At 66.8% G+C, this 26,311-nt stretch carries 26 protein-coding genes; 14 read left to right on the plus strand and 12 right to left on the minus strand.

What is annotated here, in order from left to right; all coding sequences use genetic code 11:
• Positions 1-14 precede the first annotated feature (14 nt).
• From ACI8U3_RS09485 to ACI8U3_RS09495, 3 genes are read right to left on the minus strand one after another with little or no spacing between them, the layout of a single operon-like run.
• Entirely contained in the window at positions 15-386 is a 372-nt protein-coding gene (locus ACI8U3_RS09485) for a hypothetical protein (RefSeq protein WP_415014630.1), read from the minus strand.
• Positions 368-832 (minus strand): DNA polymerase III subunit chi, encoded by a 465-nt coding sequence (locus tag ACI8U3_RS09490; RefSeq protein ID WP_415014631.1) that lies wholly within the window; start codon positions 830-832, stop codon positions 368-370. The genes ACI8U3_RS09485 and ACI8U3_RS09490 overlap by 19 nt, the downstream gene beginning before the upstream one ends.
• 1 nt (position 833) lies before the next feature.
• Positions 834-2,309 carry a leucyl aminopeptidase gene (locus tag ACI8U3_RS09495; protein WP_415014632.1) on the minus strand — a complete coding sequence of 492 codons (1,476 nt, stop codon included), beginning with the start codon at positions 2,307-2,309 and terminating at the stop codon, positions 834-836.
• Positions 2,310-2,446: 137 nt separating this feature from the next.
• Here ACI8U3_RS09495 and ACI8U3_RS09500 point away from each other — a divergent pair, with 137 nt between their 5' ends.
• The 6 genes from ACI8U3_RS09500 (at position 2,447) to rsmA (ending at position 10,419) form a co-directional block, all read left to right on the plus strand.
• Complete coding sequence (locus tag ACI8U3_RS09500; protein WP_415014633.1) at positions 2,447-3,592, plus strand: LptF/LptG family permease; 1,146 nt, start codon at positions 2,447-2,449, stop codon at positions 3,590-3,592.
• Complete coding sequence (gene lptG, locus ACI8U3_RS09505; RefSeq protein ID WP_415014634.1) at positions 3,589-4,695, plus strand: LPS export ABC transporter permease LptG; 1,107 nt, start codon at positions 3,589-3,591, stop codon at positions 4,693-4,695. The genes ACI8U3_RS09500 and lptG overlap by 4 nt, the downstream gene beginning before the upstream one ends.
• A gap of 258 nt (positions 4,696-4,953) precedes the next feature.
• Positions 4,954-7,149, plus strand: a complete 2,196-nt coding sequence (locus tag ACI8U3_RS09510; RefSeq protein WP_415014635.1) for an LPS-assembly protein LptD — start codon at positions 4,954-4,956, stop codon at positions 7,147-7,149.
• 91 nt (positions 7,150-7,240) lie between these two features.
• A complete protein-coding gene (locus tag ACI8U3_RS09515) occupies positions 7,241-8,587 on the plus strand; it encodes a peptidylprolyl isomerase (RefSeq protein ID WP_415014636.1) in 1,347 nt (448 codons plus the stop codon).
• 3 nt (positions 8,588-8,590) lie between these two features.
• Complete coding sequence (gene pdxA / locus ACI8U3_RS09520) at positions 8,591-9,613, plus strand: 4-hydroxythreonine-4-phosphate dehydrogenase PdxA (RefSeq protein WP_415014637.1); 1,023 nt, start codon at positions 8,591-8,593, stop codon at positions 9,611-9,613.
• Entirely contained in the window at positions 9,610-10,419 is an 810-nt protein-coding gene (rsmA, locus tag ACI8U3_RS09525; protein WP_415014638.1) for a 16S rRNA (adenine(1518)-N(6)/adenine(1519)-N(6))-dimethyltransferase RsmA, read from the plus strand. The genes pdxA and rsmA overlap by 4 nt, the downstream gene beginning before the upstream one ends.
• On the opposite strand, the gene ACI8U3_RS09530 is transcribed toward rsmA, so the two are convergent.
• Complete coding sequence (locus ACI8U3_RS09530; RefSeq protein WP_415014639.1) at positions 10,416-11,654, minus strand: dipeptidase; 1,239 nt, start codon at positions 11,652-11,654, stop codon at positions 10,416-10,418. The genes rsmA and ACI8U3_RS09530 overlap by 4 nt on opposite strands.
• Before the next feature lie 112 nt (positions 11,655-11,766).
• On the opposite strand from ACI8U3_RS09530, the gene hemF reads away from it, so the two are divergent.
• Both hemF and ACI8U3_RS09540 read left to right on the plus strand, forming a co-directional pair.
• Complete coding sequence (gene hemF / locus ACI8U3_RS09535; RefSeq protein WP_415014640.1) at positions 11,767-12,645, plus strand: oxygen-dependent coproporphyrinogen oxidase; 879 nt, start codon at positions 11,767-11,769, stop codon at positions 12,643-12,645.
• Between the two features lie 75 nt (positions 12,646-12,720).
• Complete coding sequence (locus tag ACI8U3_RS09540; protein WP_415014641.1) at positions 12,721-12,945, plus strand: ribbon-helix-helix domain-containing protein; 225 nt, start codon at positions 12,721-12,723, stop codon at positions 12,943-12,945.
• Between the two features lie 47 nt (positions 12,946-12,992).
• On the opposite strand, the gene ACI8U3_RS09545 is transcribed toward ACI8U3_RS09540, so the two are convergent.
• Both ACI8U3_RS09545 and ACI8U3_RS09550 read right to left on the minus strand, forming a co-directional pair.
• Complete coding sequence (locus ACI8U3_RS09545; protein ID WP_415014642.1) at positions 12,993-13,316, minus strand: hypothetical protein; 324 nt, start codon at positions 13,314-13,316, stop codon at positions 12,993-12,995.
• 12 nt (positions 13,317-13,328) lie between these two features.
• Complete coding sequence (locus tag ACI8U3_RS09550; protein ID WP_415014643.1) at positions 13,329-13,511, minus strand: hypothetical protein; 183 nt, start codon at positions 13,509-13,511, stop codon at positions 13,329-13,331.
• Positions 13,512-13,649: 138 nt separating this feature from the next.
• On the opposite strand from ACI8U3_RS09550, the gene ACI8U3_RS09555 reads away from it, so the two are divergent.
• Complete coding sequence (locus ACI8U3_RS09555; protein ID WP_415014644.1) at positions 13,650-15,980, plus strand: ATP-dependent helicase; 2,331 nt, start codon at positions 13,650-13,652, stop codon at positions 15,978-15,980.
• On the opposite strand, the gene ACI8U3_RS09560 is transcribed toward ACI8U3_RS09555, so the two are convergent.
• A complete protein-coding gene (locus ACI8U3_RS09560) occupies positions 15,981-16,745 on the minus strand; it encodes a hypothetical protein (protein WP_415014645.1) in 765 nt (254 codons plus the stop codon).
• 176 nt (positions 16,746-16,921) lie between these two features.
• Between ACI8U3_RS09560 and ACI8U3_RS09565 the strand changes: the two genes are divergently transcribed.
• The 4 genes from ACI8U3_RS09565 to ACI8U3_RS09580 all read left to right on the plus strand — a co-directional run bounded on the left by ACI8U3_RS09565 (position 16,922) and on the right by ACI8U3_RS09580 (position 20,926).
• Positions 16,922-18,211 (plus strand): O-antigen ligase family protein, encoded by a 1,290-nt coding sequence (locus ACI8U3_RS09565; RefSeq protein WP_415014646.1) that lies wholly within the window; start codon positions 16,922-16,924, stop codon positions 18,209-18,211.
• 63 nt (positions 18,212-18,274) lie between these two features.
• On the plus strand, positions 18,275-20,350 hold the full coding sequence (parE, locus tag ACI8U3_RS09570; protein ID WP_415014647.1) for a DNA topoisomerase IV subunit B: 2,076 nt from the start codon (positions 18,275-18,277) through the stop codon (positions 20,348-20,350).
• 23 nt (positions 20,351-20,373) lie between these two features.
• The gene (locus tag ACI8U3_RS09575; protein WP_415014648.1) at positions 20,374-20,589 is read left to right on the plus strand and encodes an AbrB/MazE/SpoVT family DNA-binding domain-containing protein; all 216 of its coding nucleotides are present in this window, start codon (positions 20,374-20,376) and stop codon (positions 20,587-20,589) included.
• On the plus strand, positions 20,576-20,926 hold the full coding sequence (locus tag ACI8U3_RS09580) for a type II toxin-antitoxin system PemK/MazF family toxin (RefSeq protein WP_415014649.1): 351 nt from the start codon (positions 20,576-20,578) through the stop codon (positions 20,924-20,926). The genes ACI8U3_RS09575 and ACI8U3_RS09580 overlap by 14 nt, the downstream gene beginning before the upstream one ends.
• Positions 20,927-20,933: 7 nt before the next feature.
• Here the strand turns inward: ACI8U3_RS09580 and ACI8U3_RS09585 are convergent, their stop codons facing one another.
• The gene (locus tag ACI8U3_RS09585) at positions 20,934-21,542 is read right to left on the minus strand and encodes a hypothetical protein (RefSeq protein WP_415014650.1); all 609 of its coding nucleotides are present in this window, start codon (positions 21,540-21,542) and stop codon (positions 20,934-20,936) included.
• Between the two features lie 65 nt (positions 21,543-21,607).
• Positions 21,608-22,438 carry a hypothetical protein gene (locus tag ACI8U3_RS09590; RefSeq protein WP_415014651.1) on the minus strand — a complete coding sequence of 277 codons (831 nt, stop codon included), beginning with the start codon at positions 22,436-22,438 and terminating at the stop codon, positions 21,608-21,610.
• A gap of 139 nt (positions 22,439-22,577) precedes the next feature.
• Between ACI8U3_RS09590 and rpmG the strand changes: the two genes are divergently transcribed.
• Positions 22,578-22,745 (plus strand): 50S ribosomal protein L33, encoded by a 168-nt coding sequence (rpmG, locus tag ACI8U3_RS09595; protein ID WP_021695965.1) that lies wholly within the window; start codon positions 22,578-22,580, stop codon positions 22,743-22,745.
• Between the two features lie 54 nt (positions 22,746-22,799).
• On the opposite strand, the gene ACI8U3_RS09600 is transcribed toward rpmG, so the two are convergent.
• The 3 genes from ACI8U3_RS09600 to ACI8U3_RS09610 form a co-directional block, all read right to left on the minus strand.
• Entirely contained in the window at positions 22,800-24,503 is a 1,704-nt protein-coding gene (locus tag ACI8U3_RS09600) for a bifunctional protein-serine/threonine kinase/phosphatase (protein ID WP_415014652.1), read from the minus strand.
• Positions 24,504-24,601: 98 nt separating this feature from the next.
• Complete coding sequence (locus ACI8U3_RS09605) at positions 24,602-24,952, minus strand: GIY-YIG nuclease family protein (RefSeq protein ID WP_415014653.1); 351 nt, start codon at positions 24,950-24,952, stop codon at positions 24,602-24,604.
• Between the two features lie 561 nt (positions 24,953-25,513).
• Complete coding sequence (locus tag ACI8U3_RS09610) at positions 25,514-26,308, minus strand: hypothetical protein (protein WP_415014654.1); 795 nt, start codon at positions 26,306-26,308, stop codon at positions 25,514-25,516.
• Positions 26,309-26,311 lie beyond the last annotated feature (3 nt).

The raw sequence follows: 26,311 nt of genomic DNA on the forward strand, positions 1-26,311 counted from the left end.
CGTCCCTTTCAGGTTCAGCCGCACCGGACCTCTTCCACGATGCCGGTGTCCTGGTCGTAGAAGATGTTGAGGCGGTAAGGCGAATAATCCTCGGTGATCGGGCATGTGGTGCAGGTCACTCGCCGATTGATCACATCCACAGGAACGGGAATCTCGGTCCGGGGTTGCCCGACCAGGGTCTGAAGTTCGGCCGCGTGGCAGAGGTCCCCATCGATCTGGGGCATGCGGGTGCCGATCGGCTGGGTCGCCGCGGCGTAGTCGACCACCTCGCTAGCCGGGGGCGAGGCCACGGGGGTCTGAACAGGCGCGTCGGGGGTCGGAGCTGATGAGCAGGACGCCAGCACCATAATCGCGCCGATGACCATTCCTAGGCCGCCTTTTCCCATCGTCCCTGCTCCGTCTGTTTCCAGTAGGCCAAGTTCGCCCCGGCCTCCTTCAAGGTTTTCCAACGCCCCCGAGCATGCTGGAGCGATTCCTCGTCCCGGCCGTCGAAGATGATGAAACACCGCTCGAACGGTTCGGATGCATCCATGTCTGAGCGATCGACGATGAACAGGGCCTGAGCACCGTTGCCGTTGGCGGCGTCCGAGGTCAGCAGGATGGGCTGACGATCCGCATGGGACTGGTCCGCGCGGCCGTGGGCGAGGAAGGCGTCTTCCCGCCACGCCCACAGCCGTTCGTCCAGATTCTCCATAAGGCCCGGATCGCCGACGCGCACCAGCGCCCGCCAGCCCCGTTGCAGGGTCCGGTCCAGCAACTCCGGCAGCACCTGATCGAGCGTGGACCGCTCCAGATGATAGAACCAGATTTCGCCGGACCCCGCCTCGCTCACGTCAGCCTTCGTAGGAATCCGCGACCATGCGGTCCAGCAGGCGCACGCCGAAGCCGACGCCGCCGTCCGGCACCACCGGGTTCTTCGAATCCTTCACCCAGGCGGTGGGCGCGATGTCGATGTGGGCCCACGGCGTCTTGTTCACGTGACGCTGCAGATACAGGGCCGCCGTGATCGAGCCGCCGGCGCGGCCGTTGCCGACATTGCGCATGTCGGCGATCTGGCTGTCCACGTGGCGGTCGTAACGGTCCGGCAGCGGCATACGCCACACCGGCTCGTCCACCTTGGGACCGGCGGCCAGAATGGCGTCGGCCACCGCGTCGTCATTGGCGAAGACGCCCGCATATTCATGGCCCAGGGCGACGATCATGGCCCCCGTCAGGGTGGCCAGATCGATCATGAACTTCGGCTTGAACTGCTCCTGCACGTACCAGAGGCAGTCGCCCAGCACGAGGCGACCCTCGGCGTCGGTGTTGATCACCTCCACCGTCTGGCCCGACAGGGACTTCACCACGTCGCCGGGGCGCTGGGCCTTGCCGTCGGGCATGTTCTCGACCAGGCCGATGACCCCGATGGCGTTCACCTTGGCCTTGCGTCCGGCCAAGGCGTGCATGAGGCCCGAGACGGCGGCGGCGCCGCCCATGTCCCACTTCATCTCTTCCATGCCGTCGGCGGGCTTGAGCGAGATGCCGCCGGTGTCAAAGCAGACGCCCTTGCCGATGAAGGCCAGGGGCTGGTCGCCGGACTTGCCGCCGTTCCACTTCATGATGGCGACCTGGCTTTCCCGCTCGCTGCCATGGCCCACGGCCAGCAGGGTGCGCATGCCGATCTTCTCAAGCTCGGCCTCGCCAAGGATCTCGACTTCGAGGCCCAGCTTTTCCAGTTCCTTGACCCGGCGCGCGAACTCGGCGGGATAAAGGACGTTGGCCGGCTCGCTGACCAGATCGCGGGCGAACATCACCGCGTCGGCGACCGCGGACATGGGCTCGAACGCGGTCTCGGCGGCCTTGGGATCGGCCGCGACGACGCGCACCGTCTTGATGGACGGGATCTTCTCGGGCTTCAGGGTCGTGCGGTACTTGTCGAATCGGTAGGCGCCCAGCACCGCGCCGAAGGCGGCGCGGGCGGCCTGTTCGGCCGACAGGTGCTTCAGGTCCAGGGTCAGGGCCTCGGCGCCGGACATCTTGACGGCGGAATAGGCCTGGGCCGCCGCCTTCTCGATGGCCTGGTCGTCCAGCTTGGCCTCGTCGCCTGCGCCGACCAGCAGCACCTGACCGGCATCCACGCCCGCCGGGGCCGCGACGGCCAGATGGCTGAGCGCACCGCCGGTGAAACGGCTGGCTTTCATGGCCTTGGTCAGGGCGCCCGATGACGCCGTGTCGTATCCGGCGGTGTCGCCCGAGAACACGCGGCCCTCATGGACGAGAAGCGCGACGATCTCGGCGGCGCCGGTGTCGGCGACGAACTCTACTTTCATGGAAACGAACTCCTGGCCGGGTTCCAGTCCCGGTCTTGGGATAAGCGAACACGCACCGGCTGAGCTTCCCGGCGCGCAAGGATGCTGTATTACATGCCCCCCAAACCGCCGGGCCGCAACCGGCGCTGATCCTGCAAATGAACCTTATCAGCCGTTACCTCTTCCGCCAGATCGCCCTGCCCGTTGCGGCGGCGTGCGCGGCCCTGTGCGGCATAGGCATCCTGAGCCAGAGCCTGAATCAGCTCGAGGTGATCGTCGAGCGCGGTCAAAGCGCCTGGGTCATGATGAAACTGACCCTGCTGGCGACGCCTCAGCTGCTGGGCGTGGTTCTGCCCATCGGCGTACTCGTGGGCGGGCTGATGGCGCTGACCCGTCTTCAGCGGGAACAGGAGCTGACCGCGTGTTTCGCCGGCGGACTTTCGCGGTGGCGAGTGATCGCGCCGGCCATGCGATTGGCGGTGATGGTGGCTGTGTTCAGCCTGTTCGTGTCGCTCTACATCCAGCCCGCCGCCCAACGTGAAGCGCGAGAAACGGCCTTCGCCATCCGCACCGACCTGGCGTCCCTGCTCGTTCAGGAAGGTCAGTTCGTCCAGGCGGGAGGCGGTCTGACGGTCTATGTTCAGCAGATCGAGCAAAGCGGCCTCATTCGAAACCTGTTCGTGCACATCAAGGATGGCGACGAGGTCACGACCTGGGACGCCACCACCGCGAGATTCACCCGCATCGACGGCGCGCCCGCCCTTCTGATGGGGCCCGGCTCGATGCAGCAGTTCTCGAACCGGGATGTGCTCAATTTCCTGTCCTTCGATGAGTACGCCTTCGACCTGACCCCCTTCACCGGCTCCGAGGAGGTTCTGGCCTTCAGGGAATCGGACCTGTGGTTGTCGGAGCTGCTTCGGCCCAGCGCCGACATGCTGGAGCGCACCGGCAGTGGTCCGGAATTGCTGGCCGAGGCGCACGCGCGCATCGCATCACCGCTTTACGCGCTGACGGCCATGGCCTTGGCCCTGGCGGCCGTTCTGGGGGGGCAGTTCCGCCGCACCGGCTACGGCGGCCGGGTCGCGAGCGCCGCTGCCGCCTTTCTTGTGGCGCGCGTGGCAGGCTATGGCGTGGTGGCCGCCTCGGCCTGGAACGTCTGGCTGGCCCCCTTGCAGTATCTGATCCCCCTGGGCGTGACGGTCCTGGCGCTGCGCATGGTGTTTCGCCAGTCGAGCCCCATCGCTCGTGTCAAGCGCGCGGTCACCGCCCTGCCCCGCCCGCGCATGGTCGGAAGCGGCTCATGATCGGCGCATTCCGGATAACGCGCATCGAGCGGTACGTACTGTTTCAGACGCTGAAGTCGCTCGGCATGTCGCTGGCCGTCATCGCCAGCCTCGTTCTGCTCATCGATTTCGTCGAGGTGTCCCGCTCGGTCAGCGGCCATGCTGATCTCGGCGCCATGCGTCTGGTCGGCCTGACCGCGATGAAGTCTCCAGCCGTGATCCTCCAGCTGCTGCCTTTCGTGTTCCTGTTCGGAACGCTCGCCTCGTTCGTCGGCTTAAATCGACGCAGCGAGCTGGTGGCCATGCGCGCGGCCGGGGTGTCGGCCTGGCGGTTCGTGTTTCCCGCCGCGGGGGCAGCTCTGTTGATCGGTGTGATCAGCGTCACGCTTCTGCACCCGATCGCCGCCTCGCTGGACGGCGCCTATGAGCGGGAAAGGGCCAGAATCAGGGGCGGAACGCCGGATGCTGAGCAATCCGTCGTCTGGCTGCGGGAAGGCGATGACAATCGCCAGATCGTGATCAGGGCGGAAGGTCGCGATCGCGCAACCGGGCGACTGAACGACGTGTCGTTCTTCATCTACACCGTGGGCGAGGACGGCAGTCGACGTTTCTCCGAGCGGATCGATGCCGACATGGCGACGCTCTCTTCGGGAAGCTGGCGGTTGGATGACGCGCGCGGCGCGTCCGTGGGGCAGCGCGCGCGCGCCTACGCATCGCTCGATCTTCCCTCCAGCATCGCGGATGATGACGCGTTCAACCAGTTCGCCGATCCGGACTCCACACCCTTCTGGTCGCTGCCGGCTCAGGTTTCGCGAATCGAGTCGGCCGGATTCTCGGCGACGGCCCATCGACTCAAGTTTCAGCAACTGCTGGCCACGCCCCTCATGTTCGCGGCCATGTCGATCCTGGCGGCGGCTTTCTCCCTCAGGCTCATGAGGCTCGGCGATCTCGCCCGCATGAGCGTCGCGGCGGTGGTCCTCGGTTTCGCCTTCTTCTTCATCAATCAGTTCACTGCGGCCCTGGGCGCGGCCGAGGCGATTCCGGCCTTCTTCGCCGCCTGGTTGCCGCCGATCCTGACGGCGCTGTCCGCCTTTACCTTGCTCTTCTATACCGAAGACGGGTAACCGGACGACGGAACGAAAGCGTCTTCGATTGGTCTGGAGCGAGACTTGGTGAGCATGCCACAGGCCTGGGGTTTGAACAGCGGATCCACGCGCTTGCGTTTGCTTGCCGGCGCCGCGGTCCTTCTTTTCAGCCCGGCGGTCTGCCTTGCCCAGGACTCGGCCTCGGGCGGCGTCCCCCCGCGCGCTCTTTACATCGAAGCCGAAGATGTCGTTCGCGACGAAAGCGGACAGATTTCAGCGCGTGGCGATGAAGAAAGAGTGCTTGCGCGTTTCGAGGGCCGCAACCTGCGGGGCCGCGAAGTCACCTATAATCTCAACACCGGCGTCGCGACCGCCTCCGGCGATGTGGAGCTGGTCGATCCGGACGGCACGGTCGTGAACGCCGACCTGCTGGAGCTGGATGAGAACCTCCAGACCGGGGTGGCGGTGAACCTGGCGTTGCGCGGGGCAGACGGCAGTCATCTGATGGCCGCCACCGCTGTCCGGCGCTCGGCGACCGTGAACGAGTTGAACTACGCCTTGTTCACGCCCTGCCCCATCTGTGATGACGATGGCCAGCGCAAGGAACCCACCTGGTCCATCCAGGCCCAGAAGGTCGTTCAGGACGAGAATCTTCGCGCCATTCTGTACCAGAACGCCCTGTTCCGCGTGGGCGGCGTGCCGGTGCTGTGGCTGCCCTTCTTCGCGCACCCTGATCCCACGGTGGAGCGGGCTTCGGGCTTTCTGGTCCCGCGCATCGAATATGACGAAGCCCGCGGCCTGTCTTATGAGCAGCCTTATCTGATCGTGGTTTCGCCGTCCGAGGATTGGGTCGTCAGCCCCCAGATAAACACCGAGGTGAACCCGTTCCTCAACGTGCAATGGCGCCGCCATTTCGGCGTGGGGGTCGTCGAGGCGAGAGCCGGTTACGGCTATGACGATATCCCGGGCGTCGAGGACGAGGATCACCGCGCCTATCTGCTGGCCCACGGCGTCTTTGATCCCGCCGGCCCGTGGCGCTGGGGTTTCACGGCCGAGCGCGCTTCAGACAAGACCCTGTTTGATCGCTATGGCACGGACGATCCCTATCAGGACAACGGTCTGTATTACGGCGATCGCCGACGCCTGATTTCCCAGCTTTACGCCGAACACCAGACGGAACGATCCTATGTGTCGGCGGCCGCCTTCACGATCCAGAGCCTGCGGGTGCTGCAGGTTGATCGGGCCAATCCCGCCAACAACCTGTTTGAACGCGATGGGGTCACGCCGGTCGCGGCGCCGGTCATAGAGGCCATGTGGGAGCCCCGGCAGGATATCCTGAACGGTCGCCTCCGTCTGAACGCAAACGCCGCTGTCTTGATCAGGGAAAACTATGTGGGCGCGCCGGTCCTGGCGCCGGATCAACGCCCACCCGCCGATCCCACGGACCCCGATTTCTCCGGGTACCCGGGCGTGGACAGCGCACGCATTGTGGTGACGGCGGACTGGCGACGCGTGATGACCTCGCCCATCGGCTTGAGGTGGGAGCCCTTCGTCAATCTGCGCGCCGACGCCTATGCGGTGGAGGATCTGCCCTCTGCCGATGACGATGCAGTCACTACGACAAGGGTCCGGGCCACCGCTGGCGTCGATGTCAGCTATCCGCTGATCCGGCGCTTCGAGAACGGCGCCGATCTCGTGCTGGAGCCTCTGGCCCAGGTGTCGATCTCCAATCGCGCCGATCTTGATCCTCGCCTTCCCAATGAGGACAGCCAGGTGACCGACCTGGACGAGACCTCCCTGTTCGCCATCGACCGTTTCACCGGTGGTGACCTTTATGAGGGCGGCCTGCGCCTCGTGGCGGGCGGCAGGGCCAGCTTGCGGTGGGGCAACGACCGTACCGCCAGCCTGTTTCTGGGCCGGAGCTGGCGTGACGAACGCGAGGACCGCTATCTCGTCCCGGCCGACGACGACGCGCAAAGCCTGTTTGATCCGACCGGCCTGGCGGATCGGGCTTCCGACTGGGTCGTCTCGGCGACCTTCTCTCCGGGACGGCAGATTCGGGGATGGGCTCACGCCCAGATCGACGACGACGGGGACGTCCGGCGTGCGGAGATCATGATGGATGGGGCCTGGGGCGAGCGAAATCTGGCGACGGTCAGCTATATCATCGACCGCTCCAATCCCCTGGACCCGGACCCATCGTCCGCCGCCGGCCGCAGCTACCGCAACTATGAATTCGTCCAGTTCAGCGGTCAGCAATTCGTCGCCGGAAACTGGGGCGTCGCGGGACGCGGCATCATGGATCTGCGTGAAGATCGATTCACGCGGGCGGAGGTCGGCCTGCTGTTCGAGGACGACTGCATTCGTTTCGAGATCGGCTATCGCCGCGACAACACGCGCGTGGACCCGTCGGGCCCCAGCACGGGGGCCTATGTGCGCCTAACCCTCGCCACATTGGGCGGTACAGGCTATCAAGGCGATGACATGTGGTGATCGGATCAACTTCCGAACCATGATATGGGCGCCATTCATCGCTACGCTCGGCCAAATGAGCATCGAGCGGATCCAGGGATAAAGACGAGACATGCCTTTCAAGCGTTACACGGCGGGGGTCGCGGTCGCGGCCATTCTGGTTTCGGCGGCGCCGGTTCAACAGGCTTCGGCGCAGACCGCGCCGGATACGCCCGTTGCGGGCCAGGTCAACCCGTCCTCCGAACAGTCGCCGCAAAGACCCGCCGCGGCGCCGGATTTCGATCTGGCGGAGGGCCTGGTGGTCCTTGTCAACGACGATCCGATCACCAGCTTCGAACTGCGCCAGCGCATGCTGTTGCTCATCGCCATGACGCAGGTTGAGCCCACGGCGGAGAACCTGCCGGCCATTCAGCAGCAGGCGCTGAACAACCTCATCGACGAAAAGCTGCAGCGGCAGGAACTGGCCCGCTATGAGGTCGAGATTCCCGACGCGGATGTGGACTCCGAACTGGCGCTCGTCGCCCAGTCGGTCGGCATCACCCCCGACGCCTATCTCGGCTATCTCTCGGAGGCCGGCGTTCGCCCCGAAACAGTCCGCGAACAGATTCGCGTCGAGACCGGCTGGCAGGCGCTGGTCAGCGGCCGCTTCGGCCCCCGCGCCCGTGTCGGCCGCAATCAGGTCGAACAGACCATTCAACGGATTTCCGCCGCCGCCAGTCGCCCGCAGTATCTCGTGGGCGAGATTTTCATCGACGCATCGCGTGTGGGTGGGCAGCAGGAGGCCATGAACGGCGCCAACCAACTGGTGCAGCAGATCATCCAGGGCGCGCCCTTCATGGCGGTGGCCCGCCAGTTCTCGGCCGCCCCGTCGGCCGCCAGCGGCGGCGACGCCGGCTGGCTGATCGAAGGCGAGGTTCCCCAGGGCTTGCAGACCGCCTTGAACAACATGGAGCCCGGCCAGCTCTCGCGACCCATACCGGTGGAAGGCGGGGTGTACATCATCTACCTGCGGGACAAGCGGGACGGTTCCTCGACCAGTCTCGTCAACCTTCGGCAGGTCATGATCGAGGCCGACGCAGACGCCTCCGATGAGGCCGTCGCCGCCGCGACCGAGCGCCTCAACGCCCTTCGCTCCGAACTGACCTGCGACAACATCATCGAACGCTCGCGGCAGGAAGACGGCCTGCTGGGCGCTGATCTCGGTGAGTCGGACGTGGACGATCTGGCGCCCCAGTTCCAGCAGGTGGCGCGCTCGGCGGAGGTCAACACGATCAGTGCTCCGGTCAGGACGCCGCTCGGCGTGCATCTTCTCGCGGTTTGCGGTCGCCGCGCCGGTGGGACCGAGACGCCCAACTTCAACGAGATCCAGAACCGCCTGCGCGGACAGCAACTCTCCATGCTGGCGCGTCGCTATATCCGCGATCTCCGGGAAGACGCGCATATCGATTTCAAGAGCTGAGTCATGAGCGGAGGGCCCGCCACGACGGTGCGCCCGCCGCTGGCCCTGACCCTCGGTGAACCGGCGGGCGTCGGCCCCGAGATCATCGCCAGGGCGTGGGACAGCCTTCGCGGACAGCACGACATGACCTTCGCGGTCATCGGAGACGCACAACTGCTCGGCGCCCATGCCCCGGTGGAGGTGATCGCTTCACCGGAAAGCGCCGCGAAGGTTTTTGAAACCCGGATCCCGGTGATCGATCACCCCCTGCCCGTAAAGGTGCGCCCCGGCGTCCCGGATGCGGCCAACGCCGGCGCCGTGGCCGACTGGATCGAACAGGCGGTCAATCTGGCGCTGGCCGGGGACGTCTCCGGACTGGTGACCGCCCCCGTCGCCAAGGCGCCGCTGTACGCCGCCGGATTCCGGTTTCCGGGCCATACCGAGTTCATCGCCGAACTGACCGCAGACAGTCCCTACAAGGGCACACGCGGTCCGGTCATGATGCTGACGGCCAGGGACCTGCGTGCCTGCCTGGTCACGATCCACGTGTCGCTGGACGAGGTTCCGGAACTGGTGACCGCCGCTCGCATCCGCCGCACGGCGACGGTGGTGCATGAGTGCCTGAAGCGGGACTTCGGCATTGCACGGCCCCGCCTGGCCATGGCGGCCCTGAACCCGCACGCGGGTGAAAGCGGCGCCCTGGGTCTGCAGGAAGTCGAAATCCTGAAACCTGCGGCGGAGGCCCTGCGCGCCGAAGGGATTCACATCACCGACCCCCTGCCCGCCGACACCCTGTTCCATGATGAGGCGCGGCGCGGCTATGACGCGGCCATCTGTATGTATCACGATCAAGCCCTGATCCCGGTGAAGACGCTGGACTTCTGGGGCGGGGTGAACGCCACCCTGGGCCTGCCGATCATCCGCACCTCGCCGGACCACGGCACGGGCTTCGATATCGCGGGCAAGGGCGTCGCCCGGCCCGACAGCCTGATCGCCGCCATTCGGTTGGCGGCTCAAATGGCCGACGCCCGCCGCACCGCGTCATGACCAACCTTCCTTCCCTGCGCGAAACGCTGGACGCCCACGGGCTTTCGGCCAAGAAGAGCTTCGGCCAGCATTTCCTGCTGGACCTGAACGTCACGCGGAAGATCGTGCGTCTGGCCGGGCCGTTCGAGGGTCGCACGGTGATCGAGGTCGGCCCCGGCCCCGGCGGCCTGACCCGCGCCCTGCTTGAGAGCGATGCGGGCAAGGTGGTTCTGGTCGAGAAGGATCCGCGCTTCGTCCCGCTGCTGACCGAGCTGGACGACGGATCGGGCAGGCTGCAGATCATCCAGGCCGACGCCCTGAAGGTGAGGGAGACCGAACTGGTCGATGGTCCGGCGCATCTGGTCTCGAACCTGCCCTACAATGTGGGCACGCCCCTGCTGATCAAGTGGCTGACGGGCCCGTGGACGCCCCACGCCCTGACCCTGATGTTCCAGAAGGAGGTGGCCGAGCGGGTCGCCGCCGACGCGGGCGACGACGCCTATGGCCGTCTGGCGGTGATCAGCCAGGCGGTGTGCGAGGCGCGCGTGGTCATGGATCTGCCGGCCCGCGCCTTCACCCCGCCGCCCCGCGTGGATTCGGCTGTGGTCCATCTGACGCCGCGCGCCGATCGGCCCGAGCCGGCAGTGCTGAAACGCCTGGAACAGGTCACCGCCGCCGCCTTCGGCCAGCGCCGCAAGATGCTGAGATCCAGCCTGAAATCCCTTGGCGGCGCAACTCTGTGCGAAGCCGCGGGGATCGAGCCTGACGCGCGGGCCGAGACCGTGGATGTGGCCGGCTTCCTGCGTCTGGCCCGGGCCGAAATCTAGCCGTCGATGCGCGCCAGGGATGGGAGCTGGTCCGCCATGCTGGCCGCCGTCGCCTCCGCCGCCCGCATGACACGCAGCACGTTCTCGCCCGCCAGCTTGCGGATGTCCGCCTCCGACCACCCGCGCCGCATCAGTTCCGCCAGCAGGGCGGGATAGGTCTCCACACCGGTCAGGCCCTCGGGCAGCGAGCCGACCCCGTCGAAATCACCGCCCAGGCCCACATGATCCACGCCCGCCATCTGGCGAATATGGTCGATGTGATCCGCCACGTCGGAAATGGTGGCGACCGGCGCCGGGTTCGCATCTCGCCACGCCTCCAGACCCGCCGTCACGGCATCCGGGTCGCCGGGGTTGAGCGACTGCAGCCGCGCGCGCTCCGCCGTCATGGCCGCCCCGTGGGCGCGCACGTCCTCGTTCACGAAGCTGGGCACGAAGGTCACCATCACCACCCCGCCGTCCTCGGGCATCAGGCGCAGCACGCTGTCGGGCACATTACGCGGATGATCGGTCACGGCGCGGGCCGAGGAATGGGAAAAGATCACCGGCGCCGCGGATGCGCGCATGGCGTCCATCATGGTGGCCTCGGACACATGGCTCAGGTCCACCAGCATGCCCAGCCGGTTCATCTCGCGAACCACCTCTTCGCCGAAGGGCGTCAGGCCGTCATGCTGCGGCGCGTCGGTGGCCGAGTCGGCCCAGCTGATCGTCGCCGAATGAGTGAGGGTCATGTAGCGCACGCCCGCCTCGAAGAACTGGCGCAGCAGGCCCATGGACTCCGCGATGGAATATCCGCCCTCGATGCCGATCATCGACGCGATACGGCCCTCACGATGGATGCGCTCAACATCGTCAGCGGTGGCGGCGAATTCGAAGGCGTCCGGATGCGCGGCCAGCATGCGGTTGACCACGTCGATCTGTTCGAAGGTGGCGCGCGCGGCCTCCAGCGGCTCCATGCTTGCGGGCACATAAACGGACCAGAACTGGGCCCCCACCCCGCCGGATCGCAGGCGGGGGATGTCCGTATGCAGCGGCGGCGTCAGTCCCGACTGATCCTGCGTCAGATCAACCGCGTGAACATTCGAGCCGAACCGCTGGCGCAGGGCCCAGGGCAGGTCGTTATGGCCGTCGATCAGCGGCGTGGTCGCAAGGATCGCGCGCGCCTGTTCAGGCGTCTGGGATGCGGCGGGTACAGCCATCATGAGGCTGAGAACGGCGGCGGCGGCGAAACGGTTCATGACGCGACTCCCTGTTCGGACGGCGCCAGAGTGTCCGCCTCGTCCCTGCGACACAAGCGCCCGCGAACGCTGGGTCTGTTGCGCGCACCTCAACCGTGGTTTCAATCGGCCCATGACCGACACCACCGATCCCGTCATGGAAGACCGCAAGTCCCGCGCCCGCGCCTGGTTCGAAGAGCTGCGCGATCGCATCTGCGCCGCCTTCGAGGCGCTGGAGGACGAAGCCCCCGCCGACCTCTATCCGGGCGAACCGGGCCGGTTCGTCCGCACCCCGTGGACGCGCGAGGCGGGCGGCGGCGGCGTCATGGGCATGATGCACGGCCGCCTGTTCGAAAAGGTGGGCGTGCATGTCTCCACCGTCCACGGCGAGTTCCCCGCCGACTACGCGAAACAGGTGCCGGGCGCGGCGGACGATCCCCGCTTCTTCGCCACGGGAATCAGCCTGATCGCCCATATGCGCAATCCGCGCGTGCCCGCCGTGCACATGAACACCCGCTTCATCGCCACGACCAAAAGCTGGTTCGGCGGCGGCGCCGACCTGACCCCGCTGCTGGCGTATCAGCGACAACAAGACTTCCCCGACGCGGCGGATTTCCATGCCGCCATGCAGGCCGCCTGCGACGCCCACGACCCGGACTGGCACGCCAAGTACAAGGCCTGGTGTGAGGAGTATTTCTTCCTGCCCCACCGCAACGAACAACGTGGCATCGGCGGCATTTTCTACGACCACCACGACAGCGGCGACTGGGATCGGGATTTCGCCTTCACCCGCGACGTGGGCCTGGCGTTTCTGGACGTCTATCCCCGCCTGGTGCGCGGGCGGATGGGCGAACCCTGGACGGAGGCCGAACGCGAGGAGCAGTTGGTAAGGCGTGGACGATATGTGGAATTCAACTTGCTCTACGACCGGGGCACCACTTTCGGCCTCAAGACCGGGGGCAATGTGGACTCCATCCTCAGCTCCATGCCGCCCGAGGTGAAGTGGCCCTGACCGGCCTGCGGTGATGACCAGCGCGGACTTGCAGTCTAACCTGCCGCCACTGGCCCGCGTGGATGGAAGCCTGACGTGTCGACCCTGAAGAAACGCTCCGTCCTGCTCGCCGGCCACGCCACCTCTGTGGCGCTGGAGCCGGAGTTCTGGGCGGTGCTGGACGAGATCGCGGCCCATGACGGCCTCACCGCCGCAGGGCTGGTGGCGCGCATCGATACGCAGCGGGGGCGGCGGCCGCTGGCCTCAGCCTGTCGGCTGACGGCGCTGGACTGGCGCGGGCGTCATCCGATCGCGCCATAGAAAAACGCCCCGGCCGCTGGGGCCGGGGCGTCATCTTCATATCAGACTTACTCTGCCGGGGCGGGGGCCGGTTCCGGGGCCGGGGCGTCCGGCAGCGGGTTGGCCGGGGGCTCGGGCATGTCGGGCAGATCGGGCGCCTCGATGCTGATGTCCACGTCGCGGTCCTCCGGCGTCGGGGTCATGGCGCCGCCGGACCAGAACACCCAGGCCAGGATCGCCACCAGCACAACCAGGCCGCCGACGATGAAGATCAGCCAGCCGCTGCTCCCACCCGACTTCTGGGGCGGGGGCGCGTTGTTGTGGATGGTGGTCTGGGACCGGGGCTCTTCCGGCGGCGGGGCCGAGGTCGGGGGCAGATTGGGGTCGGTCATGAAGCGTATTCCTTATTCGCCGCCGGGCGCGGCGGGCGCCTCTGGCATGCTGACATCGATATCCACGTCCTTTTCGCCGCCCGGCATGCCGCCGCCCGCGAACAGGAACCAGGCGATGACAATCACCACCACGACCAGTCCGCCGACGATGAACGCCAGGCCGGAGTTACCGCCTCCCTTGCCGTCTTCCGCCATGATTGAGTCCTCCCATTGATTTCCGATGGAGCCGAAACGGAATCGAAGCCTTGCGGTTCCCTGCGGTCGCGCTGGCGCGTCGGCGCGTGCTACTTATGTTCTCCCCTTTCGAATCCGCATCAGGCAGCCCTTCGTTTCGTGACCGATCTTCCGTCTCCCCGCATTTCCGACCTGGCCCGCGCCCGTCCGCCCGAGGGCGCCCCGCAAGGCGCCGGCGACTACATGGCCGGGCTCAATCCCGAACAGCGACTGGCGGTCGAGACCACCGAGGGGCCGGTGCTTGTTCTGGCAGGCGCGGGCACCGGCAAGACGCGGGTTCTGACCACGCGGCTGGCGCACATCCTGGCGACAGGAAAAGCGCGGCCGTGGGAACTGTTGGTGGTCACCTTCACCAACAAGGCGGCGCGCGAGATGCGCGAGCGGATCACCCATCTGATCGGTCCGTCGGCCGAGGGCCTGCGATGGCTGGGCACCTTCCACAGCGTCGCCGCCCAGATCCTGCGCCGCCATGCGGAGCTGGTGGGCCTGAAGTCCAGCTTCACCATCCTGGACATGGACGATCAGGAGCGGGTGCTGAAGCAGCTGCTGGAAGCGGCCAACATCGACACCAAGCGCTGGACGCCCCGGTCCCTGTCCGGGATGATCGACCACTGGAAGAACCGGGGCTGGACGCCTGACACCCTGCCGTCCGGCGAGGACTTCGCCAACGGCAAGGGCAAGGGCCTGTACGCCGCCTATCAGGCGCGGCTGGTCTCGCTGAACGCCTGCGATTTCGGCGACCTGCTGCTGCACAATCTGACCATTCTGGGCAAAAACCCGGATCTGGCCGAGGAGTACCGGCGGCGTTTCAAATACATTCTGGTGGACGAGTATCAGGACACCAACGTGGCCCAGTACCTGTGGCTGCGGCTGCTGTCGTCCTCCACCGGCAACGTCTGCTGCGTGGGCGACGACGACCAGTCCATCTATGGCTGGCGCGGCGCCGAGGTGGACAACATCCTGCGCTTCGAACGGGATTTCCCGGGCGCGAAGGTGATCCGGCTGGAGCGGAACTATCGCTCCACCTCGCACATCCTGGGCGCCGCCTCGGGCCTGATCGAGGCCAACAAGGGGCGTCTGGGCAAGACCCTGTGGACCGAGGCCGACGGCGGCGAGAAGGTGCGGGTGCAGGGCGTCTGGGACGGCGAGGCCGAAAGCCGCCTGATCGCCGACGAGATCGAGACCCAGCGCCGCGCGGGCCGCAAATACAGCGACATCGCCATTCTGGTGCGCGCCTCGTTCCAGATGCGGGCGTTCGAGGAGCGCTTCGTCCTGCTGGCCATTCCCTACACCGTGGTGGGCGGGCCGCGCTTCTTTGAACGGGCCGAGATTCGCGACGCCCACGCCTATCTGCGGCTGATCCAGTCCGAGGACGACGATCTGGCGTTCGAGCGCATCGTCAACACGCCCAAGCGCGGCATCGGCGACACCTCGGTGCAGAAGATTCTGGCCATCGCGCGCCAGCACAACCTGTCCGCCCTGACCGCCGTGCGCGGCCTGATCAACACCGATGAGCTTCAGGCCCGCACCCGCACGGCCCTGTCCAATTTCGTGCGCGATGTGGACCGCTGGCGCGCCATGGCGGCGACCGTGCCTTACTGGGAGCTGACCGAGACCATCCTTGAGGAAAGCGGCTACACCGACATGCAGCGCGCCGACCGGGCCAGCGGGCAGACGCGGCTGGACAACCTCAAGGAGCTGACCCAGTCCATGCAGGCGTTCGACAGCCTGCAGGCCTATCTGGAGCACGTCTCTCTGGTCATGGATCTGGACCGGGGCGCAGGCGAGGATGCGGTGCAGATCATGACCCTGCACGCCGCCAAGGGGCTGGAGTTCCCGCTGGTGTTCCTGCCCGGCTGGGAGGAAGGGGTGTTCCCGTCCCAGCGCAGTATCGACGAGAAGGGCGAGAAGGGTCTGGAGGAGGAACGGCGGCTGGCCTATGTGGGCGTCACCCGGGCCCGCGAGGACGCGCGCATCAGCTTCGCCGCCAACCGTCTCGTTTACGGTCGCTGGACCAGCCAGCTGCCCAGCCGCTTCGTGGACGAACTGCCCATCGACCATGTGCAGGCCGAGAGCGACACCGGCTACTACGGCGCCGGGCCGGGCCTGAAAGAGGCGAAATCCCGCTGGGACGACACGCCGGTGTTCGGCGCCGGATACTCCAGTCCCGGCTGGAAGCGCGCCCAGAGCTTCACCGCCTCGACCACACCCCGTGACCGCATGGCCCGCAACGCCGTCATCGAGGGCAAGGGCCGCCTGATCGCCACCGCCGATCCCAAGGCCTCGTCCGACTGGTCACGAGGCGAGCGCGTGTTCCACCAGAAATTCGGCTACGGCGCCATCCGCGCCATCGAGGGCAACAAGCTGGTGGTGGACTTCGAAAAGGCCGGCGAGAAGAAGGTGATCGATACGTTCGTGGAGAAGACCTGATCAGGCCGGGCGCAAGGTGGCCAGCAAATCGGGATGCTTGTCGAGATACCGCAAGGCATCCCGGCGCAGCGACGCGATCTCCGGCTTCAGGTACGGCTCGATGCCGCCATCGTCGCCGCGCAGCCGCGCGAACACAGCCAGGGCGAAGGCCCAGCTTCGTGGTGAGAGATAGCCCGAAGATTGCGAGGACCATCCCTGACTGAAGGCGTCACCGTGCTGGCCGAAGCTGAACGCCGCATTGGCCCCGAACAGACCCAGGCCGGCATAGGCGACCGCAAGGTCGGTCATAAGCTCGTGGGTCTCGTCCTCGACAAGTTCCTCGTGGCTGGCGAGCAGGTAGTGAGCCAGTTCATGAGCCAGGGTCGCAACCAGATCACCGGGCCGATCAACGAGCTCCGGTGAGTAGGTGATCACCACCCGTCCGTCCGCCTCGATACGGAATGTTCCCGCCGGCGCGTCAACCGCCTCCGTAGACGCGAACTCGGCGATCCGCTCGCCTCCCCGTCGTTCCGTCTGGGATTCAAGTGAAACCGGCCACGCCTCCATGCCCATGACGGATTTCACACAGGCGAACACGTGCTCGGCGCGGGCATGGCCGGTTGCTTCAGTCGGCGGAAAGTACTCGCGCGTGGGCAGGGCGACGGGCGTTTCCGCCAGAGAAACCTGCGCACCGAGCCGTTGGAGCAAAAGCCCCCACGTCTGGAGGTGCCAGTCCTCCACGTCAGGGTCGAGAAACGTGCCCTTGCCAAACAGCCGCTTCAGCATGAAGCCCCTCCCCTCCTGAACCTGTGAAGAGTTGCACAGGTGGCTACCGCCGACCAGCGGCCACGCTTTCCCGGTAAGCCAATCCTTAACGCCCCGCGCGCAACCTCCACCGCGTGACTCACGCACCCGCCCAGCCCCCGCACAGGACGCCGCCGCCCGGCTATCGGGAGCCGGCCATGTGGGAGCGCGTGGCGTCGATCATCCTGCTGATCATGCTGTCGGGCGCCATTCTGGGGCCGGTGTTCGCGCCGTCCAGCGGCGGGGGCGCGGATTCGGCGATCCTGAGGCTGGCCTGGCTGCCGGCCTATGCGGCGATCCTGGGCCTGATGGCCAGCCGATACGAAGCCATGGCGCGGCTGTGGTTTCCGCTGTTGCTGCTGCTTCTGCTGGCCCTGCTGGCCTATGCGTCGCGCTACTGGTCGCTGGCGCCGGACATCACCATCCGGCGGGTGATCGCCTTGGTGATGAGCACCTTTTTCGCGGTCTATCTGGCCGCCGCCTGGCCGGGTCGGCGCTTGCCGATCCTGCTGACCCAGACGGCGTTGATCCTGGCGGTGCTGAGCCTGATCTTCGTCGTCGCCCTGCCCTCCATCGGCATTCACCAGGACGTCAACGCCGGCCTGTGGCGCGGGGTCTGGTACGAGAAGAACACCATGGGCTGGGTCATGGTGGCCGGGGCCGTGGCGGCCGCTGCCGTGCTGGCCTCGCCGGGACCGCACCGCCTGCTGGCCATGATCGCCTTTCCGTTCTGCGTGCTGATGATCCTGGGCACCCAGTCCAAGACCGCCCTGCTTTGCCTGATGGCCGCATGCGCGGTGATCGGCGGGCTGTGGGTGCTGCGAAAGATCGGACCGGCCCTGGCCGTCGCCGGGGTCTGGACCGGCGTGGTGGCGGTGGCGGCGCTGGTGGGCGTGCTGTTCGCCGCGCCGGAGTTCATTCTCGAAGCGCTCGGCAAGGACCCTTCCCTGACCGGGCGGACCGAAATCTGGGAGGCCATCGGCCGGTTCAGCGAGCAGCGGCCCATGACCGGCTATGGCTACGCCGCCTTCTGGGGCCTGCATTCGGACCCGGCCAACTATATCCGCGTGCAGAACCAGTGGGACGTGCCCTCGGCGCACCAGGGCTGGCTGGAGGTGCTGATCCAGCTGGGCTGGATCGGGGTGTGGTCGGTGGGGGCCGTGGTGGTGGTCGGGGTCATGGGCAGCTTCCTGCGCCTGCCGGTGGCGGGCCGTCAGGAAGGCTTCTGGGCGGCGGGCTACCTGGCGGCGTTCCTGCTGCTGAGCCTGTCGGAAAGCGTGCTGCTGCGGCACCAGGACCTGCCGTGGGTGCTGTTCATGGCGGTGCTGGCGCGGGCCTTTGCGCCGTTGACGCCGCCGGAAGTCATCGACGAGCCAAGGCGTCGAGCACCCGCACGACGGCCTACGGCGAGGCCCCTGCCCGCCCATGCCCGTATGCTGAACCGCTGACGCTTGCTACGGGCGGCGTCGAGGCTTAGCTGATCGCTCCCCGAATCGCGGCAAGACTGGCGCATGGCTTCTTCTGCTTCCCTGTTTGACGATCTCCCCGAGCCCGCCCCCAAGGCGGACACGCCCGAACTGAAGGTGCAGGCCCCCGCCGCGCCCGAGGCTGTGGCCGCGCCGGTGGAGACGCATCCGGCCCCGACAGGCGGGGCGGCCAACGCCTATTCCGCCTCGTCCATCGAGGTGCTGGAAGGGCTGGAGCCAGTGCGCAAGCGGCCCGGCATGTACATCGGCGGCACCGACGAACGGGCCCTGCACCACCTGTTCGCCGAGGTGCTGGACAACGCCATGGACGAGGCGGTGGCCCGCCACGCCAAGCTGATCACCGTGGATCTGGACGCCGAGGGCTTCCTGTCGGTGCGCGACGACGGCCGGGGCATTCCGGTGGACCCGCACCCCAAGCATCCGGGCAAGTCGGCGCTGGAAGTGGTCATGACCGTGCTGCACTCGGGCGGCAAGTTTTCCGGCAAGGCCTATGAAACCTCCGGCGGACTGCACGGCGTGGGCGTGTCGGTGGTCAACGCCCTGTCGGAACGGCTGGATGTCACCGTCTGGCGCGACGGGCACGAATGGCGTCAGTCTTTCAGCCGGGGGCACCCGCTGGGGCCCATCGAACAGATCGGGACCAGCCGCAAGAAGGGCACCCTGATCCGCTTTCGGCCGGACGAGGAAATCTTCGGCCACGGGGCGGCGTTCAAGCCCGCGCGCCTGTACCGCATGGCCCGGTCCAAGGCCTATCTGTTCCGGGGCGTGGAGATCAAATGGACCTGCGCGCCGGAGCGGATCACTGACGCCACGCCCGCCGAGGCGACCCTGCACTTCCCCGGCGGTCTGGCCGACGCCCTGGCCGAGCGCATCGGCGAGATCGACACCGTCACCCCCGCCTTCGCGGGCCGGGTAGAGAAGAAGGGTGAGGCCGGGGCCGTGGAATGGGCCGTGACCTGGTCGCCCATCGGCTTCGGCGACGCCGACAGCTTCGTCTCGTCCTACTGCAACACGGTACCGACGCCGGACGGCGGGACGCACGAGGCGGGCTTCCGCGCCGCCCTGGTCAAGGGCCTGAAGGCCTACGGCGAGATGTCGGGCGAGAAGCGCGCGAACCTGATCACCGCCGAGGATGTGATCGCCAACGCTGGGGCCATGGTTTCGGTGTTTATCCGCAATCCAGAGTTCCAGGGCCAGACCAAGGACCGTCTGTCCTCGCCCGAGGGCCAGCGCCTGACCGAACAGCTGGTGCGCGATCCGTTCGACCACTGGCTGACCGAAAGCCCCAAACAGGCCTCGACCCTGCTGGGATTCGTCATCGACCGGGCCGAGGATCGCCTGCGCCGCCGCAAGGACAAGGAAGTCCAGCGCGCCGCCGCCACCCGCAAGCTGCGCCTACCCGGCAAGCTGTCGGACTGTTCCCGCCAGGCGGCGGCCGGCACCGAGCTGTTCATTGTCGAGGGCGACTCGGCCGGCGGCTCGGCCAAGCAGGCGCGGGACCGCACCACCCAGGCCATCCTGCCCCTGCGCGGCAAGATCCTGAACGTCGCCTCGGCCACCGCCGACAAGCTGCGCCAGAACGTGGAGCTGACCGACCTGATGCTGGCGCTCGGGGTGCAGGCGGGCAGCCGGTTCAGCGTCGATGATCTGCGCTACGAGCGCATCGTCATCATGACCGACGCCGACGTGGACGGGGCCCACATCGCCGCCCTGCTGATCACCTTCTTCTACCGCTCCATGCCGGACCTGATCCGCCAGGGGCGCCTGTTCATGGCCCTGCCGCCGCTTTACCGGATCAGCGCCGGGCCGCTCAGCGACTACGCCCGCGACGACGCGCACCGGGACGAGCTGCTGGCCACCACCTTCAAGGGCAAGAAGGTCGAGATCGGGCGCTTCAAGGGCCTGGGCGAGATGATGGCCGCCCAGCTCAAGGAGACCACCATGGACCCGAAGAAGCGCACCCTGGCCCGCGTCACCCTGCCCGAGAGCGAGGACGAAATCATGGACCTGGTCGAGCGCCTGATGGGCCGCAAGGCCGAAGCCCGCTTCGACTTCATCCAGCAGAACGCCCGCTTCGCCGTGGCGGAGCTTGACGTATAGCGTGTAAGGATTATCCTTACATCATGATCACGAGCCGTCTCACCAGCAAGGCCCAGACAACCATTCCACAGGCCGTTCGCAACGCTCTGGGTCTGAAGGAGGGCGATGAACTGGCCTATGAGATCACCGATGGGCGCGTCACCCTGATCAAGGCGCGAGCGCCGGTTCAAGACGATCCCTTCGCCACTTTTGATGAGTGGGACAGCGACGCTGACCGGCGAGCCTATGCCGACCTATAGAGCTGGCGACATCGTCAGGGTTCCGTTTCCCTATACTGACCGTGATGTTCGCCAATACCGGCCAGCTTTGATCATTTCGAACGGTCCAATGGGCGACGGTGAGCGGTTCCTATGGGCGCTGATGATTACCAGCGCCGAGCACCGCAGGTGGCCCGGAGATATTGATATGGACGGCAGGCATCAAGAAGCCGGTCTGCCATCCCCTTCGCTTGTGCGTACGGCCAAGATCGCCACTGTCGAAACGAACAAGGTGTCGCCCATAGGCCGTTTGCCGGGTGATCTGCTCGTCGCAGTCAGGACGGAAATGGAAAAGGCGCTGAGAGCTTCAGCGCCTTGACCCTCCCCTACTCCTCCAGCGGCTCGGTCAGGTCGAAGGCGACGCGCAGCAGGCGGTTCTCGCGGGCCAGTTCGTAGACATAGGTATCGCCGGGGTTCACCTCGACGGCCCAGACGTTGGTGGTCGAGACGGCCGCGTCATTGGCGTTGAACAGGTCGATGGAGAACTGATCCACCGGGAACGCCTGCCGGGTGGCCGTGCCCTCGGTCTCGGTGTCGCCGCCGTACCAGTGCAAAGTGTGCTCCGTGCCGTCGGGGTCGCGGTGGTCGTGCTTCAGGGTCAGGCCGCCGTCGTCGTTGCGGGTGATGACCCAGGTGCGGCTGTGGTCCTCGCCCACCCAGAACGGGATGCGGATCTCCGTGTCCGAACAGTCGCGCACGTGCATCAGCAGGCGCTGGGCGCGGAAATCGTCGTCCACGGGGTCGTCCGTGACCACCTCGCCCTCGAACCGCTGGCCGCACAGCTCGGTCAGATTGGCGAAGAAGGCGTCCTGGGCGTCGGCGGTTTCGGTTTCCGTCGCCGGGGCCGCGTCATTGGCGGGCTGCGAGCACGCGGCGAGGGCCAGGGCGGACAGGATGGCGACGGGGGCGCTGAACGCCTTCAGGGTGTTTTCCATACCGGACAGCGTAGCGGCCAAGCTGGCCGGCACAAGGAAAACCGATCGCGGCCGCCTGCGGCCGACTATTCGCCGCCCGTCCACCGACAGCCGTCGCCTAACCTCCGAGCCTCGTCGCATGGGACCACGCCCTGCACCGCCCTCTGCGCATCGACGCGGACGGCGTAGCCATCGCCGGACCGACACAGCGCTTCGTAGAATGCGCCGCGAGCATTGGCGCCCATGTAACGCGCGCGGTCCACCTGACAGCCCTGTTCCGGAGGTAGCCAGGCCTGGACGGTCGCCACGTTTTCGGCCTCGCTGGTGAACAGGCACTCCTGGCCCTCGGTGTTGATCCTCATGCAGCCCTTCACGCTCCATCGAGATCGGGACCGCTCCAGCCAGTAACCTTCCTCCCCCTCACACCCGACTTCGTACAGCATGGAGCCCGTGAACGTCCGGCCGATGACGGCGCCTTCGTCCATGGCGCACATGATCCCGGCCTTTCGCGCAAGGCCGATCACATAGGGCGCGGGGTTCTGGTTGCCCGACAGCCCGCAGGCGGGTGCGCCCCGGTTGGGATTGCGCATACGGGAACCGGCCAGAGCGAAGCAGTCGAGAGCGCGCGGCGGGCTCTCGTCGATCAACAGATAGCCGGGGGCGCCGTTGCACGAGACCTCATACTGGCCCACGCCACGATGATCTCGCCCCCGAAACTCGGCCCCGGAGATATCGCAGGCCATGCCCGTCTCCTCGAGAATGCGTCCGGCGTCCAGGCGGGCGAAGGCGTCTCCCGTCGCTCCCCGACTTGTGCGATGCTCCCACTGGGCGTTGGCCGGTCCAGCAGCGATGACCAGCACAAGCCACCCGAAAGTCGCTGTCAGCCAGGTGCATATCCCGATGTGTCGAGAGCGCATTCAAGAGCCTCCTTTCTCCTTGGATGACGGTTCGGCTTCGCGCCGTTGACTTTGGCGCGCGCCTGAGTATGTTCCGCCGCTCCGATTTCCGCGGCCGGGACCGATCCGTTCCGGCCGTTTGCACTAAGGTAGTCCTCCGATGGCCAAACCGGCATCCATCAAGATCCGCCTGAACTCCACGGCGGACACCGGCTTCTTCTACGTCACCAAGAAGAACGCCCGCACCATGACCGAGAAGATGGTCGTTCGTAAGTACGATCCGGTCGCGAAAAAGCACGTGGAATTCAAGGAAGGCAAGATCAAGTAATCCCTTGATCTGCTGACGAATTGAAAGCGCCCGGTCGCCCGACCGGGCGTTTTTCTATGCCTGGCCCAGCGCCAGCGACACGATCAGGGCGATGAGCAGGACCAGGCTGACCCCCTGCCAGAAGCGCACCGGGTCCCGCTCCAGCAGCGACATCTCGCGCGGCGGCTCAACCGCCAGCGCCCCGCCGCTCTCCAGCGCCTGCACCAGATCCTGCACGTCGGCCCAGCGGTGGGCAGGGTCCGGCGCGATGGCCCGCATGATGGCCGCCTCCAGCCAGGCCGGCGCGTCCGGCCGGCGCCGCGTCAGGGGCGTGGGCCGCTCGTAGGGCGGGCGACTGTCCGGGTCCACCTGGCCCCACGGCGCCTCGTCCGCGAACAGCCGGTACAGCGTCACCCCCAGGGCGAACTGGTCGGTCTTCTCGTCCCCGTCGCTGTCGCCCGCGAACATCTCCGGCGCCACGAAGCCCGGCGTGCCGGGCGCCCGCGCACCGGTCTCCTCCACCCGCTCCACCTTCGCCACGCCCAGATCGATCAGCTTGACCCCGCCGTCGACCGTCAGGATCACATTGTCCGGCTTGATGTCCCGGTGGATCACCCCCTGCCGGTGCAGGGCCATGACCGCCCGCGCGATGCAGGCGGCGATCCCCACACCCTCGGCCATGGGGATCGGCTCGCCCCGCGACAGGCGCCCGTGCAGGGTGCCGCCCTCATAGAACGGCTGGACGTTGTACAGCCGGCTCTGGCGCGCCGGGTCCACCGGCAACGTCCGCCCCAGATGGGGGCTGTCCACATGCTGGCCGATGAAGGCCTCGCGCAGCAGGATGGCCCGCAGGTCCGCCTCGGGCAGTTTTCCGGGCTTGGGAAACTTCAGCACCACGGGGTCGCCTCCCTGCCCCGCGTCGCGGGCCAGAAACAGCCGCGTGTGCCGCCCGTCCGCCAGCTGCCGCTCCAGCCGCCAGTCGTCCACGATCTCGCCGGCCCTGGGCGGCGGCGGCATGGGCAGGGCCTCGCTCTGCGCCCCCAGCGACGCCCAGTCGAGCGCCCCCGTTCGGATCACGTCGATGACGATGGCGGTGGTGTTGTCCTGCCCGTCGGCGTCCAGCGCCGCCTGCACGATAGCCTGGGCGTCGGCGTCGGGCGAGGCGCGGCGGGCCAGGATGCGGCCGATCTCCCCCTCGTTCAGCGCCCGGTGCGCCCCGTCGGTGGTCAGCAGCAGCCGGTCGTGCGGCTCCAGCGCCTGCACCCGCACGTCCAGTTTCACGTCGGCCTCGATGCCCACGGCCCGGAACAGCATGTGGTCCTGCCCCGGCCGGTTCAGCACATGGTCGTCGGTCAGCCGGGTCAGAACCCCGTCGCGCCAGTGCCACGCCCGACTGTCGCCCACATGGACCACCGTGGCCTCGCGCCCGCGCAGGATCATGGCCGTGAAGGTGGCCGCCGCGCCCTCCATCTTCGGATCGCTGCGCCCGGTGGAATGGAGCCAGCGGTTGAACCCGCGCAGGGCCGCCGTCGCCGACGCCGCCACCCCCGACAGGGGCTTCTGGTCCAGATAGCCGTCGATGAAGCTGCGCACCGCCAGCTCGGCCGCCACGCGCCCGCCCCGGGCCCCGCCGACCCCGTCGGCGATGGCCGCGATCACCCCATGCAGGCGCTGCTCCTCGGGCGAACCCAGATGCACCCCGCCGAAGTCCTGATTATCCGCCCGCGGCCCCCGCTCCGTAGCGAACCCTGCCGCGACCTCCAGCCTGTCGTCCGGCATATCCCCTCGCTGGCCCCCTCGCTGGAGAAGTCAGGGGAGCGAGCATGGATTGTGCAGTGCGGGATGGCAATGGGGGCCATTGCGCGGTCGGCGCCAAGCTACCCCCTTGTCATCCCGGAAGCGCCGCAAGGCGCTATCCGGGACGGGACGCCGCGCGCCACTAGGGCAGGGTAAAGATCCACCCACTGCGGATTCCCCGCCTCCACCAGCGCGAACTTCCACGGCCGCCGCCACCGCTTGATTCGCTTCTCCCTCAGGATCGCCTGATCGACGTACTGGTGCGCCTCGTACCAGACCAGCCCGTCGATGCCCTTCTCCCGCGTATAGCCATCGACCTGCCCGCGCCTATGCTCCTCCACCCGCCGCACCAGATCATTGGTCATCCCCACATACAGCCACCCGCACGGCCCGCTCGCGAGGATGTAAACCCAGTAGCCGTGCGCCCGCATGTCCGCCTCCCGTGTCGCAGGAACATACAAAGAACATTGTTGGATGAAAAGCCCGTCGTGCAACGCGACGGCGGCGCAGAACCACCCCTTGTCATCCCGGAAGCGCCGAAGGCGCTATCCGGGACGGGACAGCACGCACTCCTCGTCAGGAGGCCCGGACGGCGCCACGCGCCGATCCGGGCCAACGCCGGCAGCCCGCACCTGTCGCCCGGCTCAGCCTCCCGGCTGTCCGGGCGGAGGGCTCAGCGCCCCACCCGTCCCGGCTCTCCGCTTCGCTTCGGCCGGGATGACAAGGAGGGCCCTTGGTCAAACGCCGTGATCCCTGCCAATCGAAGCACCTTGTCATCCCGGAAGCGCCGCCAGGCGCTATCCGGGACGGCGCTGGAGCTTCGCGCGGTGGGCGCGCTCCATCACGAAGATAATGTCGGCCCATTCCACCTTGTCATCCCGGACTTGATCCGGGACCGGCAGAGGCGGTCTCCACGCCGGGCCGGTTCGCGAACACCTGCTCGGCCGTGGGCGAGCGCAGACGGTTGCGGGAACAGAGGAAGAGGAGGTTGGTCAGTTTGGCTCGACGGGAGGAATGGAAAATAGTGGAAGCTTCATCTCGTCGATTGGCACCGCTTCTGGGACCTCGATCCCCTCACCCTGAAGACGTTCTACGCCGAAGTACGCGATCACAAACCCGATCATGTAACCCGAGCCGAAATCACTCAGATAGCCGACTCCTTCACCAATCTCCGTGATCGCCTGCGCCAGTGCACTTTCATAGTCCAGCTCATTGGGCTGCTGCCCCAACAACGCCGACAGTGCTGTCAAATGTAGGCTCTCAGCTGCTCCAAATATTGAGTTTCCGCTAGTCGGAGCGATATGGTCAACGAAATCAACCTGATCGGGAAGATGGTCGTAGGCCTCGGCAATCAACCGTGCCTCCGCATGAAAAGCGGCTCGGTTCCGAATGGGTTCAATCAGCTGGGATTGATCGATGAGTTGGGCCAGCCGAGCCCGCCCTTGAACGGCATCGGCATAATCCTTCTGGAACATCGGGTTTTTCTGAACTGCAACAGCAGTCACTTCGCGGAATGCCGCTGCAACCTCTCGACTGTTTATAAAAAGCCTTCCTTCGTGCAGACGCCCTGCCAACATTCTGGTGGCGAACAAGGCCGTTGCGTTGGCCATGTCTTTCACATGCAAGGCGGGGGTGCCCTCAAGGCAGTTGATCGCGCTAATCGCCGTTCGGAGCAGGATCGCGGTTTCATTCGCTAGCTGACCCAAACCAAAGTAGGCGAGCCGATGCTCAGCTGGCACCAAATCCAGTTCTGCCTTGTCGAAATGGAGGGGCGTGAGCTTCAGCATCCA

It is taken from the genome of Brevundimonas sp., assembly GCF_047617075.1.
GTDB lineage: Bacteria > Pseudomonadota > Alphaproteobacteria > Caulobacterales > Caulobacteraceae > Brevundimonas.

What these genes read in the sequence shown, in the direction of transcription:
- ACI8U3_RS09610 (WP_415014654.1), bottom strand. Translation starts at nt 26,308, where the DNA reads ATGCTGAAGCTCACGCCCCTCCATTTCGACAAGGCAGAACTGGATTTG.
- ACI8U3_RS09485 (WP_415014630.1), bottom strand. Translation starts at nt 386, where the DNA reads ATGGGAAAAGGCGGCCTAGGAATGGTCATCGGCGCGATTATGGTGCTG.
- ACI8U3_RS09590 (WP_415014651.1), bottom strand. Translation starts at nt 22,438, where the DNA reads ATGCGCTCTCGACACATCGGGATATGCACCTGGCTGACAGCGACTTTC.
- ACI8U3_RS09530 (WP_415014639.1), bottom strand. Translation starts at nt 11,654, where the DNA reads ATGAACCGTTTCGCCGCCGCCGCCGTTCTCAGCCTCATGATGGCTGTA.
- ACI8U3_RS09580 (WP_415014649.1), top strand. Translation starts at nt 20,576, where the DNA reads ATGCCGACCTATAGAGCTGGCGACATCGTCAGGGTTCCGTTTCCCTAT.
- lptG (WP_415014634.1), top strand. Translation starts at nt 3,589, where the DNA reads ATGATCGGCGCATTCCGGATAACGCGCATCGAGCGGTACGTACTGTTT.
- ACI8U3_RS09585 (WP_415014650.1), bottom strand. Translation starts at nt 21,542, where the DNA reads ATGGAAAACACCCTGAAGGCGTTCAGCGCCCCCGTCGCCATCCTGTCC.
- rsmA (WP_415014638.1), top strand. Translation starts at nt 9,610, where the DNA reads ATGACCAACCTTCCTTCCCTGCGCGAAACGCTGGACGCCCACGGGCTT.
- hemF (WP_415014640.1), top strand. Translation starts at nt 11,767, where the DNA reads ATGACCGACACCACCGATCCCGTCATGGAAGACCGCAAGTCCCGCGCC.
- pdxA (WP_415014637.1), top strand. Translation starts at nt 8,591, where the DNA reads ATGAGCGGAGGGCCCGCCACGACGGTGCGCCCGCCGCTGGCCCTGACC.
- parE (WP_415014647.1), top strand. Translation starts at nt 18,275, where the DNA reads ATGGCTTCTTCTGCTTCCCTGTTTGACGATCTCCCCGAGCCCGCCCCC.
- ACI8U3_RS09560 (WP_415014645.1), bottom strand. Translation starts at nt 16,745, where the DNA reads ATGCTGAAGCGGCTGTTTGGCAAGGGCACGTTTCTCGACCCTGACGTG.
- ACI8U3_RS09545 (WP_415014642.1), bottom strand. Translation starts at nt 13,316, where the DNA reads ATGACCGACCCCAATCTGCCCCCGACCTCGGCCCCGCCGCCGGAAGAG.
- ACI8U3_RS09500 (WP_415014633.1), top strand. Translation starts at nt 2,447, where the DNA reads ATGAACCTTATCAGCCGTTACCTCTTCCGCCAGATCGCCCTGCCCGTT.
- ACI8U3_RS09515 (WP_415014636.1), top strand. Translation starts at nt 7,241, where the DNA reads ATGCCTTTCAAGCGTTACACGGCGGGGGTCGCGGTCGCGGCCATTCTG.
- ACI8U3_RS09550 (WP_415014643.1), bottom strand. Translation starts at nt 13,511, where the DNA reads ATGGCGGAAGACGGCAAGGGAGGCGGTAACTCCGGCCTGGCGTTCATC.
- rpmG (WP_021695965.1), top strand. Translation starts at nt 22,578, where the DNA reads ATGGCCAAACCGGCATCCATCAAGATCCGCCTGAACTCCACGGCGGAC.
- ACI8U3_RS09600 (WP_415014652.1), bottom strand. Translation starts at nt 24,503, where the DNA reads ATGCCGGACGACAGGCTGGAGGTCGCGGCAGGGTTCGCTACGGAGCGG.
- ACI8U3_RS09605 (WP_415014653.1), bottom strand. Translation starts at nt 24,952, where the DNA reads ATGCGGGCGCACGGCTACTGGGTTTACATCCTCGCGAGCGGGCCGTGC.
- ACI8U3_RS09495 (WP_415014632.1), bottom strand. Translation starts at nt 2,309, where the DNA reads ATGAAAGTAGAGTTCGTCGCCGACACCGGCGCCGCCGAGATCGTCGCG.
- ACI8U3_RS09565 (WP_415014646.1), top strand. Translation starts at nt 16,922, where the DNA reads ATGTGGGAGCGCGTGGCGTCGATCATCCTGCTGATCATGCTGTCGGGC.
- ACI8U3_RS09575 (WP_415014648.1), top strand. Translation starts at nt 20,374, where the DNA reads ATGATCACGAGCCGTCTCACCAGCAAGGCCCAGACAACCATTCCACAG.